Annotated in this window: 14 protein-coding genes; all 14 read left to right on the top strand. The window is 58.4% G+C overall.

The genetic code is table 11. From position 1 onward, the window contains the following. Positions 1-64 precede the first annotated feature (64 nt). The 14 genes from ACYRGX_RS08215 to ACYRGX_RS08150 all read left to right on the top strand — a co-directional run bounded on the left by ACYRGX_RS08215 (position 65) and on the right by ACYRGX_RS08150 (position 14,351). Entirely contained in the window at positions 65-337 is a 273-nt protein-coding gene (locus ACYRGX_RS08215; RefSeq protein ID WP_178097537.1) for a hypothetical protein, read from the top strand. A gap of 97 nt (positions 338-434) precedes the next feature. Then, positions 435-1,403: a DUF932 domain-containing protein gene (locus ACYRGX_RS08210; protein ID WP_042855646.1), complete on the top strand. Its 969-nt coding sequence runs from the start codon at positions 435-437 to the stop codon at positions 1,401-1,403. A 79-nt stretch (positions 1,404-1,482) separates the two neighbouring features. Next, positions 1,483-2,487, top strand: coding sequence for a YqaJ viral recombinase family nuclease (locus ACYRGX_RS08205; RefSeq protein ID WP_103463258.1), 1,005 nt, complete (start codon positions 1,483-1,485; stop codon positions 2,485-2,487). A gap of 92 nt (positions 2,488-2,579) precedes the next feature. Then, positions 2,580-3,530: a recombination directionality factor gene (locus ACYRGX_RS08200; RefSeq protein ID WP_031299400.1), complete on the top strand. Its 951-nt coding sequence runs from the start codon at positions 2,580-2,582 to the stop codon at positions 3,528-3,530. Beyond that, positions 3,502-4,050 (top strand): JAB domain-containing protein, encoded by a 549-nt coding sequence (locus ACYRGX_RS08195; RefSeq protein WP_010487172.1) that lies wholly within the window; start codon positions 3,502-3,504, stop codon positions 4,048-4,050. The genes ACYRGX_RS08200 and ACYRGX_RS08195 overlap by 29 nt, the downstream gene beginning before the upstream one ends. A gap of 252 nt (positions 4,051-4,302) precedes the next feature. After that, positions 4,303-5,460, top strand: coding sequence for an iron-containing alcohol dehydrogenase (locus ACYRGX_RS08190; RefSeq protein ID WP_010953427.1), 1,158 nt, complete (start codon positions 4,303-4,305; stop codon positions 5,458-5,460). Between the two features lie 82 nt (positions 5,461-5,542). After that, on the top strand, positions 5,543-6,220 hold the full coding sequence (locus tag ACYRGX_RS08185; protein ID WP_024765053.1) for a type 1 glutamine amidotransferase domain-containing protein: 678 nt from the start codon (positions 5,543-5,545) through the stop codon (positions 6,218-6,220). A gap of 9 nt (positions 6,221-6,229) precedes the next feature. Beyond that, positions 6,230-6,532 carry a DUF1330 domain-containing protein gene (locus tag ACYRGX_RS08180; RefSeq protein WP_010487168.1) on the top strand — a complete coding sequence of 101 codons (303 nt, stop codon included), beginning with the start codon at positions 6,230-6,232 and terminating at the stop codon, positions 6,530-6,532. A gap of 69 nt (positions 6,533-6,601) precedes the next feature. Then, positions 6,602-7,426, top strand: a complete 825-nt coding sequence (locus ACYRGX_RS08175; RefSeq protein ID WP_010487167.1) for an NADPH-dependent oxidoreductase — start codon at positions 6,602-6,604, stop codon at positions 7,424-7,426. Positions 7,427-7,792: 366 nt separating this feature from the next. Continuing rightward, entirely contained in the window at positions 7,793-8,893 is a 1,101-nt protein-coding gene (locus ACYRGX_RS08170; RefSeq protein ID WP_010953424.1) for an NADH:flavin oxidoreductase/NADH oxidase, read from the top strand. Between the two features lie 78 nt (positions 8,894-8,971). Beyond that, positions 8,972-10,363 carry an NAD-dependent succinate-semialdehyde dehydrogenase gene (locus tag ACYRGX_RS08165; protein ID WP_010487163.1) on the top strand — a complete coding sequence of 464 codons (1,392 nt, stop codon included), beginning with the start codon at positions 8,972-8,974 and terminating at the stop codon, positions 10,361-10,363. 251 nt (positions 10,364-10,614) lie between these two features. Next, entirely contained in the window at positions 10,615-12,114 is a 1,500-nt protein-coding gene (locus tag ACYRGX_RS08160; RefSeq protein WP_024765054.1) for an aldehyde dehydrogenase family protein, read from the top strand. Between the two features lie 62 nt (positions 12,115-12,176). Then, a complete protein-coding gene (locus tag ACYRGX_RS08155; RefSeq protein ID WP_010953422.1) occupies positions 12,177-13,301 on the top strand; it encodes an alkene reductase in 1,125 nt (374 codons plus the stop codon). A gap of 66 nt (positions 13,302-13,367) precedes the next feature. Continuing rightward, a complete protein-coding gene (locus ACYRGX_RS08150; RefSeq protein WP_103463260.1) occupies positions 13,368-14,351 on the top strand; it encodes an LLM class oxidoreductase in 984 nt (327 codons plus the stop codon). Positions 14,352-14,483 lie beyond the last annotated feature (132 nt).

Genomic DNA, 14,483 nt, shown 5'->3' with positions numbered 1-14,483 from the left:
TCGTCCCATGTCATTGCAGTGCCCCCGCTGTCACTCCCCAAAAGTCGCTTCTTTCCATCACGCCATGAAAGCTGGCGCGGCCATCGGCGCAGTCGGTGGCCTCGCACGTGGCGTCAGCGCTGCCTTGGCTGGCGGCAAGGCCGGCGCAGCGCTCGGCGTAATCGCCGGCCCGGTCGGCATCACCCTCGGCTCGGTATCGGGTGCCATTCTCGGCGGCCTGGCCGGCAGCGTCGGTGGCTGTGCGATCGGTGCCCAGCTCGGTGAATCGCTCGACCGTCATGTCCTGGCTCACAACCTCTGCCTGCTCTGCGGTCACCGTTTCAATCTGCCGGCCTGATCCGGTCACAGCTCTCCTCTTCCTTATCTCTCATTGATTGCCGGTGCTGCGCTCTGCGCGGCGCTTTGTGCCGGCCTGCACCCAAAGGAAATTCGTCATGGCTCATCAAATCGAACAAATGGCCTACGTTGGCGCTACTCCGTGGCACGGCTTGGGCAACAACCTGCCGCAGAAACAGCCCATCGAAGTCTGGCAACGCGAAGCCGGTATGGACTGGCAGATCATGGAAAGCCCAGTGCACTTCAAGTCGGACGCCATCGGCCATCTGGGCGCGATCCACTCCTTCCCCGAGCAGAAGGTGCTCTACCGTTCGGACACCAAGGCACCGCTGTCAGTGGTCTCGCAGCGCTATCACACCGTGCAGCCTCGGGAAGTGCTCGAATTTTATCGTGACCTGACCGAGGTCTCCGGCTACGAGCTGGAAACCGCTGGCGTGCTCAAGGGCGGTCGCAAGTTCTGGGCGCTGGCGCGTACTGGGCAGGGCGCTGCACTCAAGGGCAACGATCAGGTAAATGGCTATTTGCTGCTAGCGACCTCCTGCGACGGCACCCTGGCTACCACTGCAACGCCCACCACCATCCGCGTAGTCTGCAACAACACCCTGACCATCGCCCTGGACGGCACCAGTCGTGCGATCAAGGTTCCGCACAGCACCCGCTTCGACGGCGACCTGGTGAAGAAACAGCTCGGAATCGCCGTCTCGCAATGGGACGACTTTATGTACCGCATGCGCCACTTGGCTGAGCGCAAGGTGCAATGGCACGAGGCGCTAGGCTTTTTCATGAACGTGATGTGCGAGACCAGCCCGACCGGCGCCCTGCCGGAGCAACTACCCAACGAGCGCGCTCTGCGCAAAGTGCAGGAGCTGTACGAAGGTCGAGGTCGCGGCAGCCAGCTGGACTCAGCACGCGGCACTGCCTGGGGCCTGCTCAATGCCGTCACCGAGTACGTCGATCACGAGCGCCGGGCACGCAGCACGGAGTATCGCCTCGACTCCGCCTGGTTCGGCCAGGGTGCCCAGATCAAGCAACGCGCCTTGGATACAGCCCTGCAATTGGTCGCCTGACCTTTTACCAACCCCAACCCATAACGCCCGACCCGCTTAGTTGCAGGTCGGGCGTTTCTATTTCTGCAAGGTGAACGCTATGAAAGCCACTTCATTGAATCGCAGCACCAGCAAATCCCGTCCGGCTCTGCGCCTGGTTAGCACCAAGGAACTGCCACGCGAGGACTGGCTGCAGATCCGCAAGCAAGGCATCGGCAGTTCGGACGCTGCGGCTGCTGTAGGCCTCAACCCCTATAAATCGCAGTTGGAGCTGTGGATGGAAAAGACCAGTCGTGATGCTGGCATGCCCAAGGCCGATCCTCAGGATGAGGAAAGCCCTATGTACTGGGGCAACGTGCTGGAGCCCATCGTGGCCTGGCACTACAGCAAGCGGACTAAGAACAAGGTTCGACGTATCAACGCCGTTCTGCAGCACCCGGATCCAGAGCTGCCCTGGATGCTGGCCAATATCGACCGCGAGGTGATCGGGGCTGACGATGTGCAGATCCTGGAATGCAAGACAGCCGGCATAAACGGGGCACGCCTCTGGAAAGAGGGCGTGCCGGAGTATGTGCAGCTGCAGGTGATGCACCAGCTCGCCGTCACCGGCAAGCAGGCGGCGGATGTAGCAGTACTGCTGGGTGGTCAGACGCTGGAGATCCACCGCATCGAGCGGGATGAGCAGATGATCGCTCGCCTGATCGAGTTGGAGCGCCAGTTCTGGCACTACGTGGAAACCGACACCCCACCGCCGGCCGATGGCACCGCCTCCGCTGAGTCGGCCCTGCGCTGCCTCTACCCGGAGGACAACGGCCAGGTCGTCGACTTCAGCCAGCATGCTGGTCTGTCAGCGGCTTACATCGAGCTGAAGGCTGTTCGTCAGTCGATTGCTGAGCGGGAAAAACGAGAGGCTGAACTGAAGCAGATGCTGCAGCAGGCCATGGGCGATGCCAGCCGTGCGGAGTTCTCCAGCGGCTACGTCAGCTGGCGCAAGGCCAAGGACAGTATCGGTCTCGATGTCGCTCAGTTGCTCAAGGACAAGCCCTACCTGCAGGCCAAGTACCCACTGCTGAAACCGGGTGCACGACGCTTCCTGGTCGGCTGAAACCCAGCTGTTCCAACCCTTCCCTCCCCCTTGGCCAGCTGATGCAGTTCGCGCTGCGTGGCTGGCCTTTTTTCATTTCCAGGAGACTCACCATGCTCAAAGGTCTGGCTATCACTCCGCCGGTACTCGGGCGGATTTCCATCGGTAAGGTCATCGAGAAGAATGGCAAGCGACTGCCGGAGAAGGATGACCAATTCACCATCACGTCCCAGGTGCAGGGCAAGGACGGCTGGCTTCTGCACCCGCTCAATGACGAGCTGCGTCAGGGCAAGGACGACAAGCTGCGCAGCATTCCGGTACGCCTGCTGTTCAACGAACCGGAGCTGAATTTCCGGGCTGACTACACGCTGTTCGACCGGCAATCGGGGCGCCCGGTTTGCGTCGGCAATGGCGAAACCTGCAAGCGGGTCACGCAGGACGGCATGCAGTCGATGCCATGCCCGTCACCGGATGCCTGTCCGCTCGCCAAGGGCGGTGCCTGCAAGCCCTATGGCCGACTGAATGTGGTCATTGGTGATGAGGATCCGCTAGGCAGCTTCGTGTTCCGCACCACGGGCTTCAACAGCATCCGCACCCTGGCAGCTCGCCTGCATTACTTCCAGGCCATCTCGGGCAACCGCCTGGCCTGCCTACCGCTGGAGCTGCGTTTACGCGGGAAATCCACCCGACAAAGCCATGGCACGCCGATCTTCTACGCCGACCTCACGGTGCGCAGCGGCATGGATATGGCCGAAGCGCTGGTGACCGCCAATGAGCTCGATTCACGGCGACAGGCAGCAGGATTCAATCAGGATGCCTTGGATGAGGCGGCACGGCGTGGCTTTGGCAACGGCGCATTCGAGGACAGCGAGGAGGATGCCAGCGCCATCGTTGAAGAGTTCTACCCAGAAGGTGAAGTGCCCGCCTCAACAATCAGACCACAAGCCACCTCCAGCAAGCCCAGCCTGGCTGAGAAGCTGGAAGCGCAAGCCCAGCGCCATACCCCACCGACCGATAACCCTCAAGGAGCCCACCATGCGCTTGCACAAGCTGAAGGCCAGTGAATCGACCGGCACCTACCTGGTCGAGTCGCCGGTCACCGAAACCGAAATCCTGCTGATGGCCCGACAGTTGGCGAATCTGCGTCTGCGCCGGGGGCGAGCACTGACTTCACCAAAGGAAGTGTTCGGCCACCTGCAGGCGCTGCTGGGCGACTACGAGCATGAGGTATTCGCCCTGCTTCTGCTCGACAGCCGGCACCGGGTGATCGTCTTTCACGAACTGTTCCGGGGCACTCTGGACAGTGCCAGCGTCTATCCCCGGGAAGTCGTCAAGACTGCTCTGGAGCACAACGCCGCGGCAACCGTGCTGGTTCACAACCACCCTTCCGGTGAGGCACTGGGTCTCAGGCAGATCCTTCTGCTACAAAGCGAAGTCCGCGTGGTAACGCTTGGCTGCATCAGTCGATGCGCTGCCAATGAAGCTTCTGCTGCTTCATTAGCAACCATCGAAACAGCGTTGTATAGATTATCCACAACCGAAAGTAGACGACCGGTCTATTTTTTTGATACGGTAAACCTATGACTCCCGATGCCCTATCATCAGTGCCTAGCAACAACCCTCGACATCGCGCGGAGCTTACGCTGCTTGGCGGCAACGCCTTTGGCTCGGGACCAGGAATGCAGACGAATGCCACACCAACTTGGTTGCCTTTAGAAGCAAGCTTCTAACCAATCTTCAGCTATTTGGTGCGCAATGCGCGCCGACGAGCTTCTGCAATAAAAATTTCACCAAAAAAATATACGACTGGTCTACTTTTAAGGAATAGAGAAATCTATGCTCAATTTTGACTTCCACAACCCCACGCGAATTATCTTCGGTAACCAAACCATTGCCCGGCTGGATGAGCTGATTCCGACTGAAGCCCGCATTCTGCTGCTCTATGGTGGCCAAAGCGCTCGTGCGAGCGGGACGCTCCACGAAGTCCGAGAGGCATTAGGTTTCCGGGAGGTGCAGGAGTTCGGGGGTATAGAGCCGAACCCCAGCTACGAAACGCTAATCAGGGCCGTTGATACGGTTCGCATCCATCGCTTGGACTTTCTACTAGCCGTTGGTGGAGGCTCGGTCATTGATGGCACTAAGTTCGTTTCCGCCGCTGTTGGCTACGACGGTGATGCTTGGGACATCCTTGAAACGCGGGGCGCAAGTATTCGGCAAGCCTTGCCATTCGGTACCGTACTAACTCTGCCCGCAACTGGCTCAGAAATGAACAACGGCGGTGTGGTAACTCGCCGAGCGACACAAGACAAGTTGCCGTTTCGCAGCCCTCACGTGTTCCCGCAATTCTCGATTCTTGATCCTACTAAGACCCAGACCCTCCCTACCCGCCAACTCGCAAACGGCGTAGTAGATGCGTTCGTGCATGTCATGGAGCAGTACCTTACCTACCCAATCGATGCCCGCGTGCAAGACCGCTTCGCCGAAGGGCTGCTGCAAACACTGATCGAAATCGGTCCGCTGATGCTGGAGGAGTCTGCGGACTACAGCACCCGCGCCAACCTCATGTGGACGGCCACTCTGGCGCTTAATGGCTTGATCGGTGCGGGTGTGCCACAGGACTGGTCTACGCACATGATTGGTCATGAGCTGACCGCACAGCACGGCATCGATCACGCACGGACGCTGGCTATCGTGTTACCCGCAAATCTCGAAGTTCGCCGTGAAGCCAAGCGCGCCAAGTTGCTGCAATACGCCGAGCGGGTTTGGCATATAAGCCAAGGGGACGAAGAACAGCGCATTGATGCCGCCATACAACAGACCCGGACACTCTTCGAGAGTCTGGGCCTACCGACGCGCCTATCGGCCTACCAGCTTGGCGCTGACGTCATCGATGCGCTGATCAACCAGCTCGCCGCTCACCGCCTAACCGCACTCGGCGAACATGCCGACGTCAGCTTAGACGTCAGCCGCAGGGTGCTTGAAGCCAGCCTCTAAGCCGTGCCGCTAGCGTCGCACACCCACGCTAGCGGCGCATAACCAAACAGCCATAACTACTTTTATCCGCAAGGTAAATCACATGAAGATCCTCCTCGTTCTGACTTCCCACGAGCAACTTGGCAACACTGGTGAAAAGACCGGTTTCTGGCTCGAAGAGCTGGCCGCGCCCTACTACGCCTTTATCGACGCAGGCGCGCAACTGACCCTGGCATCGCCCAATGGCGGCCAGCCACCGCTCGACCCAAAGAGCAATGAGCCTGACTTCCAGACCGACGCCACCCGCCGCTTCGAGATTGATTCAGTCGCCACGCACGCGCTGGCCAACACGCTAAAACTCAGCGACTTAAACGGCGCCGAATTTGATGCTGTGTTCTACCCCGGCGGCCATGGCCCGCTGTGGGACTTGGCCGAAGATGCCGCGTCCATCGCCTTGATTGAGCGCGCCATCGCCGCCGGCAAGCCTGTTGCGGCGGTTTGCCATGCGCCCGCGGTGCTGCGTCACGTCAAGGGCAGCGACGGCCAGCCATTGGTCGCCGGCAAGGCGGTCACCGGCTTCAGCAACAGCGAAGAGGAGGCTGTAGGCCTGACCCAGGTGGTGCCGTTCCTGGTCGAGGACATGCTCAAGGCTCAGGGCGGCCACTACAGCAAGACCGCCGACTGGCAGGTACATGTCATCACCGACGGGCTGCTGATCACGGGCCAGAACCCGGCCTCCTCCGAAGCCACCGCCCACGCGCTGCTCAACGTGCTGAGCTAAGGAGGCCCGATGTCCGCCTACGTGGTTTTCACCCGCGAGCACACCACCGACGCTGCTGAACTGCAACGTTACGCGCAGGAGGCGCCTGCCGCACGAGAAGGGCACGACGTCACACGTCTGGCTTTCTACGGTCAACTGGAGGTGTTGGAAGGTCCATCGATCGAGGGAGCGGTCATTCTACGTTTCGAAGATATGACAGCCGCTCGAGCCTGGTATGCCAGCCCGGCTTACCAGGCGGCGCTAAAGCATCGTCTCTCCGGTGCGGAGTACCGAGTTTTTCTAATCGAAGGCACCGACACATCACCTAACTGACACGCGTGCACAAGTCGTTATGAGCGTATATCTCGGCTTGTGCATGTCATTGCACTGGAACAATCCATCATGAGCCTTCAAGACGAAGCACTCAAAGCCTGGCAAGCCCGTTATGGCGAGCCAGCTAACTTACCTGCTGCCGACACCGTGATCGCGCAGATGTTGCAGCATCGATCAGTACGTGCCTACAGCGATCTTCCTGTGGATGAGCAGATGCTGAGCTGGGCGATCGCGGCGGCCCAGTCAGCCTCGACTTCCTCGAACCTGCAAGCTTGGAGCGTGCTCGCCGTGCGGGATCGCGAGCGTCTCGCGAGGCTTGCCCGACTGTCCGGTAACCAGCGCCATGTCGAGCAGGCACCGCTGTTCCTGGTCTGGCTCGTGGACTGGTCACGCCTACGCCGACTAGCCAGAACCCTTCAGGCACCGACTGCAGGTATCGACTATTTAGAAAGCTACACCGTCGGTGTTGTAGATGCAGCTCTGGCCGCTCAGAACGCCGCACTAGCTTTCGAGGCCCAAGGACTGGGAATCGTTTACATCGGCGGAATGCGCAACCACCCGGAAGCGGTGTCCGAGGAGCTTGGCCTGCCAAACGACACTTTCGCTGTATTTGGCATGTGCGTCGGTCATCCCGATCCGGCACAGCCCGCCGAGATCAAGCCACGCCTGGCGCAATCAGTGGTGCTTCACCGTGAGCGCTATGAGGCCACCGAGGCAGAGGCGGTTTCAGTTGCTGCCTATGACCGAAGGATGAGCGACTTCCAACATCGTCAACAACGCGAAAACCGTTCCTGGTCCAGCCAGGCCGTGGAACGTGTAAAAGGAGCGGATTCACTGAGCGGAAGACACCGCTTGCGAGATGCATTAAACACCCTAGGTTTCGGCCTGCGCTGAGATAGTGAGATATCCCATGCCTATTCCCGCCGCCCTGAACCGGAGCACTAATACCTGGCAACTTTGCTTTGCTGCGCTCTCGCCGTTCCTTGTTGAAACGGTAGTGATCCATTGGTCGACATTCACCCGACACTCAAGGTTCCAGTGGCCGGATAGCCGCGCACTGCAAGACTTCGGGCTTTATTCACAACCAACCAACTACACCGACAGACACCTTTCCAGAACGGCAAGGTCAAGCGAGTTAAACCGTAAATGATCTAAGGACTTTAGTTGGACGAGCCTACCTCTTGGTTTCCGGAGCCTCATTGCACGGTTCTATCCGAGCGATGTGGGTGAGTTCCTCCATAATTCAATCGGAGAACCATCGTGTCAGCGCTATTCGAACCGTTCGAACTAAAAAGTCATTGCTTACGTAACCGCATTGCCGTGCCGCCTATGTGCCAGTACATGGCCAACGAGGGGCTGGTCAACGAGTGGCACCACATCCATTACGCGAGTATCGCGCGTGGCGGAGCAGGACTAGTGATAGTTGAAGCGACCGCAGTCTCACCTGAGGGGCGAATCACACCCAGTTGTGCTGGGTTATGGAGCGACAAGCAAGGCGAAGCCTTCATCCCCATTGCCCAGGCAATTAAGGCAGCTGGTTCCGTAGCGGGTATTCAGCTCGCTCATGCAGGTCGCAAAGCAAGCGCGAATCGGCCTTGGGAGGGCAATGGTCATATAGCCGAAGACGACCACCGTGGCTGGCAAACAATCGCACCGTCTGCCATCGCTTTCGGAGCCCATTTATCAAAGGTCCCCAGGGCAATGTCCTTGAGCGATATCGCGCAGGTGCGTGAAGAATTCGTCATGGCTGCACGACGAGCCTTGTCAGCCGGTTTCGAATGGCTGGAACTACACTTCGCGCACGGCTATCTAGGCCAGAGTTTTCTCTCTGCGCATTCCAACCGACGCAGCGATGGCTACGGTGGCAACGTGGAAAACCGCAGGCGTTTTCTCATCGAAACCATGTCTGCAGTGCGCGAAGTATGGCCTGAGCACCTTCCGCTGACTGTACGCCTCGGCGTAATCGAGTACGACAACCAGGATGAGCAGACACTGCTCGAAGCCATTGCGCTGATACGGCAACTCAAGAACGCAGGTGCCGACCTAGTCAACGTTAGCACGGGCTTCAACATCCCGAACACTGACACTCCCTGGGCACCGGCATTCCTTGCACCAATCGCCGAACGCATACGCCATGAGGCGGGCATTCCCGTTGCTGCGGCCTGGGGTATCGAGTCGCCAGCCCTGGCCGACCGCTTGGTGCGCGATGGCCAGGCTGATCTGGTAATGGTCGGCCGGGCCCACCTCGCTGATCCACATTGGCCATACGCGGCAGCTCGCACCCTTGGCGTCGAGCGCCCCGCATGGGTACTGCCCCCCCCTTACGCCCACTGGCTCGAACGGTATACGCCGGTGGAGTAATCCGAGTTTCAGCCCCTGTCACCACGTACGGAAAGACCGGAGCTTTTCATGCCACCATGCCACGAGTAGGAGAATCACATGGCTTACGCCACTATCAACCCCTATAACGGGGAATTGCTCAAGACCTTCCCAGAAACCACCGACGACCAGGTCAATCAGGCGCTGGACGACGCACATAGCGCGTTCCTCGACTGGAAAGAACGCAGCTTTACCGAACGCAGTGCCATTCTCCAGCGGGCAGCTGAGCTGCTACGCGCCCAGGCCAGCGACTATGCCCACCTGCTAACCTTAGAGATGGGCAAGATCACCGCTGAAGCTTTGGGCGAAGTCGAGATTTCAGCGCGAATTTTAGAGTATTACGCTAAGCATGCGGAGGGGCTGCTAGCTCCAGAGAAACTCCCTGTTGCAGAACCGTCCGAGGGAGAGGCAACTTTAACTCACGAGCCGCTGGGAATCATTCTAGCCATCGAACCATGGAACTTCCCCTACTACCAAGTAGCACGCATCCTCGCTCCGCAATTAGCAGCCGGCAACACCCTACTGCTCAAACATGCGTCAAACGTACCGCAGTGTGCTGCAGCCTTCGAACAGTTGATGCTAGATGCGGGCTTACCCTCGGGAGCTTTCCGCAATCTCTACGCAACGCGTCAACAGATCGAAAGCATTATCAGCGATGATCGTGTTCATGGTGTCGCTCTGACTGGCTCTGAAGGAGCAGGCGCCATCATTGCTGCGCAGGCCGGCAAGGCGTTGAAGAAGTCGACCCTGGAACTAGGTGGTGCAGATGCCTTCGTGGTACTGCGCGATGCCGAGCTGGATAAGACTGTGAAGTGGGCCGTAATCGGGCGTCACTGGAACGCTGGACAGGTGTGTATTTCCTCCAAACGCATGATTGTGGTGGACGAGGTCTATGAGGAGTTTCTGAGTCGCTACACAGAAGGAGTGGCGCAGCTTAAGGCTGGTGATCCCTTTGCCCAGGAAACCACGCTGGCCCCTTTGTCATCGCAGGCCGCCGCCGACGAGATTCGTCAGAAGATCCAGGTGGCAGTCGCTCACGGCGCGAGAGCCACCGAAGTCGGCCCCAGAGTCCCTAGACTGGGGGCCTTCGTGCAACCAACTATCCTGACTGACGTAGAGCCCGATAATCCCGCCTATTACTGGGAGTTCTTCGGCCCAGTGTCGATGATCTTCCGTGCCAGGGACGAGCAGGACGCGGTGCGTATTGCCAACGATTCGCCGTTCGGTCTGGGCGGCTCGGTATTCACCGCCGATACTAAGCATGGCGCCGAGGTGGCCAAACGCATCTCCACTGGTATGGTGTTCGTCAACCATCCCAGCACCTCGAGGGCCAACCTACCCTTCGGTGGTATCAAACGCTCCGGCTACGGGCGCGAGCTAATCGGCTTGGGCATCAAGGAATTCGTCAATCACAAGCTGATTAGCGTCATCGATATTGACGCGCCGTTCTAACTTCATCTGCACATCAACGCAAACATCAATACCTGATGCAGCCAGCCTCCTTGATGAATAGATCAAGGGGGGCTGGACTACATAGGCAACCCTGGCGCGAAGCACGGCGCGTTCCCGGCTGATCCAGAAGTGAGCTGCAAGGGTGCGGAGATATGCATAAGTGCCGGAATACAAAGCTACATATTGACATATCTGAATATTACGAATAGCCTGAATTCGTAAACCACCCTAGGCACCTCATGAGGTACCCCATGAAAGATTCCAGCGATACCCATCCGAATCACCTTCCCGACAGCTGTTACGGCCTGTTTATCGACAACCAGTGGGTTACGGCCGAATACGGTGAAACCCTCGACATTATCAACCCCGCCAACGGAAAAATTCTCACCAACATTCCAAACGCCACAGCTGCCGACGTCGACCGCGCGGTGCAGGCCGCACAGCGCGCCTTCGTGACCTGGCGTACCACCTCACCAGCGGAACGCGCCAATGCGCTGTTGAAGATCGCCGACCTACTGGAAGCCGATGCCGATCGGTTCGCGGTTCTGGAAACCCTTGATGTAGGCAAACCCATTCGTGAAAGTCGCTCCGTCGACATCCCACTGGCGATTGATCACTTCCGCTACTTCGCTGGCGTAATCCGCAGCCAATCGGATGAGGCGGTCATGCTGGATGAGCAAACACTCAGCATCGCTCTCAGTGAACCCCTCGGCGTCGTGGGCCAAGTGATTCCGTGGAACTTCCCGCTTCTTATGGCCGCCTGGAAGATCGCTCCAGCCATCGCGGCGGGTAACACCGTAGTTATCAAACCTTCTGAGCTGACCCCGGTAACCATCCTTGAACTAGCGAAGATCTTCGCCAAGGTACTTCCGGCCGGCGTGGTCAACATCGTCACAGGCTTAGGCACCACAGTTGGACAGGCGTTACTGGATCATCCGGACCTACGCAAGCTTGCCTTCACCGGCTCGACGCGTGTCGGCGAACTCGTCGCCAATGCGGCAGCGAAGAAAATAATTCCCGCCACCCTTGAACTGGGCGGCAAGTCGGCCAACATCGTTTTCCCCGATGCGAACTGGGACAAGGCCGTGGAAGGCGCAGTCCTCGCCATCCTGTGGAACCAAGGCCAAGTCTGCGAATCCGGCGCTCGGCTGTTCGTTCACGAATCCATCTACGAGCGATTCCTGGCTGAGCTCAAGCATAAGTTCGAAGCTGTGCGTGTGGGTGACCCATTGAACCCGGACACCATGATGGGCGCACAGGTCAGCAAGACCCAGATGGAACGGATCCTCGGCTACGTCGATATCGCCAAAGAGGAAGGTGCCGAGGTACTGATCGGCGGCGGTCGTCTTACAGGTGCCGATTACGATGCCGGCTTCTTCATCCAGCCAACGATTCTGGTCGGTGTTCGCAACGATATGCGCGTCGCCTACGAGGAAATTTTCGGCCCAGTTCTGTGCGTCATTCCTTTCAAGGATGAAGCGGAGGTCATCGCCATGGCCAACGACTCCGAGTACGGCCTAGCGGGTGCAGTCTGGACCCAAGACATCAACCGGGCGTTGCGTGTGGCACGCGCGGTGGAAACCGGACGTATGTGGGTAAATACCTACCATGAGATCCCTGCCCACGCCCCCTTTGGTGGCTATAAGAAATCTGGCCTGGGACGGGAAACTCACAAGTCAATGCTGGAAGCCTACAGCCAGAAGAAGAACATCTACGTCAGCCTCAACGAAGCACCGCTCGGGCTCTTCTGACCTCGTTGATCCATGTTTTTTAGCTTACAACATCCAATATTTTAGATATGCAGGTAAATGAAATGACACAATCAGAACTTTTCAAAACCACTCAGCTGGGCCCATACACCCTCAAGAACCGTATCGTACTGCCGCCACTGACGCGTTCGCGCAGCTCCCAACCCGGCAACATTGCGAACGACCTCATGGCCACCTATTACCGTCAGCGCAGCGGTGCTGGCTTCATGGTGACCGAGGGCACCCAGATCGAACCCCGGGGACAGGGTTACGCCTGGACACCCGGCATTCATAGCCCAGAACAGATACAAGGCTGGCGTAAGGTCACCGACGCTGTTCACGCCGAAGGGGGGGTGATCTTTGCTCAACTTTGGCATGTAGGCCGCGTGTCGCACACATCGCTGCAGCCCGGTGGTGAAGCGCCCGTCGCGCCATCAGCCATCCGCGCGGACAACGTCAAGGTGTTCATCGAAACTGGCCCCGGCACGGGTGCACTGGCCGACCCATCGACCCCACGTGCCCTGTCCACCAAGGAGGTAAAGGAACTGGTTAAGCTCTACGCCCAAGCAGCCCGAAATGCCTTGGACGCAGGTTTTGACGGGGTGGAGCTTCACTGCGCGAACGGGTACCTGGTAAACCAGTTCATTTCGGCCCATACCAACCAGCGTGATGATGAATATGGCGGCTCGCTGCAGAACCGTCTTCGCTTCCTGCGCGAAATCACCCTGGCCGTTGCTGGTGTCGTCGGCAAGGAGCGCATGGGCGTTCGCTTCGCCCCGCTGTTCGCGACCACAGACGAAGACCGCGTATACCTAGGTCTGGTCGAAGAAGATCCGCACCAAACCTACATCGAGGCCGTGAAGATCCTCGAGGAAGTGGGCATTGCCTACCTGTCGCTCGCCGAAGCCGATTGGGAAAACGCCCCCGAGCTGCCTGAGACGTTCCGGGAAGATGTTCGTAAGTCCTTCAGCGGCAAGATTCTCTATGCCGGCAAGTACACCGCTGAACGAGGAAATCGCGTGATAAAAGCTGGCTGGGGCGACCTGATCGCTTTTGGTCGCCCCTTCATTGCGAACCCCGACCTGCCCGCTCGTATCGCCAACAACTGGCCGCTTAACCCAGTTGATCCAAGCAGCATGTACGGCGGTACCGATAAGGGCTACACCGACTACCCGACTTACAAATCCTAAACGCTCAATGCCACGCCCCATAACTCAGGGGCGTGGCTCAGCGTTTGCTGACCGAGGAAGTTAAGCATGTACCAACCGAGCACGATCCCCTACCAAGAGCATAGGGGATTCAAACGAACCTTCAGGCAGGGTCATCTAAGCCTTGGGCTGTTCTTTCCCCTAGAGGCTTTCGAAGGTGATACACCGAGCATGCTAGATCAGGTAGCGCTGGCCAAACGTGCAGAGGCGCTTGGTTTTTCGGCGCTCTGGTTTCGCGACGTCCCACTCAGGGACCCAAGCTTCGGCGATGTCGGCCAGGTTTTCGACCCTTGGGTGTACATGGGATATATGGCCGCCCATACAACAAAAATCGCATTAGGCACGGCCTCCATCGCCCTTACACTGCGTAATCCCCTGCACACGGCAAAGGCCGCAGCAAGCATTGATCAGTTGAGCGGAGGTCGCTTGCTCCTGGGAGTAGCCTCTGGCGATCGTCCCGTGGAGTTTCCCGCATTCAGCATCGATCCCGAAAAGCGTGGCGAGGCCTTTCAAGAAAACTGCGAGGTGATACGTCAAGCTCATCGAACACACTTCGAGCCCATTCGCTGGAGTGGAGGCGAGTTGTTGGGGGCCGATCTCATTCCCAAACCCACGACCCGTGAAATACCGCTATTCGTAACCGGACACAGCCGCCAGTCGCTCGATTGGATCGCGCGCGAAAGCCATGGATGGATCAACTATCCACGCCCACCGAAAATACAGCGACTGATCGTGGAGGATTGGCGACAGGAAATATTGAAACAGTGTGGTCCCACCTACAAGCCGTTCTTGCAGTCGCTTTATATCGACCTTGACGAACACCCGTCCACGCCGCCCTCGCATATCCATCTTGGATTCCGCCTGGGACGTGACCACCTTCGGGCCTTACTGGATACGCTTGAGGAAATCGGTGTGGACCACGTCATCCTGAACCTCAAGTACGGTAAACGCCCCGCAGCAGAGGTTATCGAGGAACTTGGCAAGCACATCATCCCGCACTTCGACACACAGACGTCCGATAGCCCGGCCTGATAGGGCAATAGGATTTCAGTCCAGAGCAGCCAGTCTTTTTGACAGGCGGGCGCGCAGAGGTCACGGAGACGCCTTCCAATTTTCTACGCGAACTAGGAAAATATCTAAATATCGCAAAAAACAGGTATAGAA

The sequence above is a fragment of the Pseudomonas sp. R4-15 genome, from assembly GCF_055768815.1.
The sequence above is the reverse complement of the archived record's forward strand: the minus strand, read 5'-3'. Positions and strand labels throughout refer to the sequence as shown.

Excerpts from the sequence above, each read along its gene's own strand:
- ACYRGX_RS08215 (WP_178097537.1), top strand. The coding sequence starts at position 65 with ATGAAAGCTGGCGCGGCCATCGGCGCAGTCGGTGGCCTCGCACGTGGC.
- ACYRGX_RS08175 (WP_010487167.1), top strand. The coding sequence starts at position 6,602 with ATGAGCCTTCAAGACGAAGCACTCAAAGCCTGGCAAGCCCGTTATGGC.
- ACYRGX_RS08205 (WP_103463258.1), top strand. The coding sequence starts at position 1,483 with ATGAAAGCCACTTCATTGAATCGCAGCACCAGCAAATCCCGTCCGGCT.
- ACYRGX_RS08185 (WP_024765053.1), top strand. The coding sequence starts at position 5,543 with ATGAAGATCCTCCTCGTTCTGACTTCCCACGAGCAACTTGGCAACACT.
- ACYRGX_RS08190 (WP_010953427.1), top strand. The coding sequence starts at position 4,303 with ATGCTCAATTTTGACTTCCACAACCCCACGCGAATTATCTTCGGTAAC.
- ACYRGX_RS08165 (WP_010487163.1), top strand. The coding sequence starts at position 8,972 with ATGGCTTACGCCACTATCAACCCCTATAACGGGGAATTGCTCAAGACC.
- ACYRGX_RS08150 (WP_103463260.1), top strand. The coding sequence starts at position 13,368 with ATGTACCAACCGAGCACGATCCCCTACCAAGAGCATAGGGGATTCAAA.
- ACYRGX_RS08195 (WP_010487172.1), top strand. The coding sequence starts at position 3,502 with ATGCGCTTGCACAAGCTGAAGGCCAGTGAATCGACCGGCACCTACCTG.
- ACYRGX_RS08180 (WP_010487168.1), top strand. The coding sequence starts at position 6,230 with ATGTCCGCCTACGTGGTTTTCACCCGCGAGCACACCACCGACGCTGCT.
- ACYRGX_RS08155 (WP_010953422.1), top strand. The coding sequence starts at position 12,177 with ATGACACAATCAGAACTTTTCAAAACCACTCAGCTGGGCCCATACACC.
- ACYRGX_RS08160 (WP_024765054.1), top strand. The coding sequence starts at position 10,615 with ATGAAAGATTCCAGCGATACCCATCCGAATCACCTTCCCGACAGCTGT.
- ACYRGX_RS08200 (WP_031299400.1), top strand. The coding sequence starts at position 2,580 with ATGCTCAAAGGTCTGGCTATCACTCCGCCGGTACTCGGGCGGATTTCC.
- ACYRGX_RS08210 (WP_042855646.1), top strand. The coding sequence starts at position 435 with ATGGCTCATCAAATCGAACAAATGGCCTACGTTGGCGCTACTCCGTGG.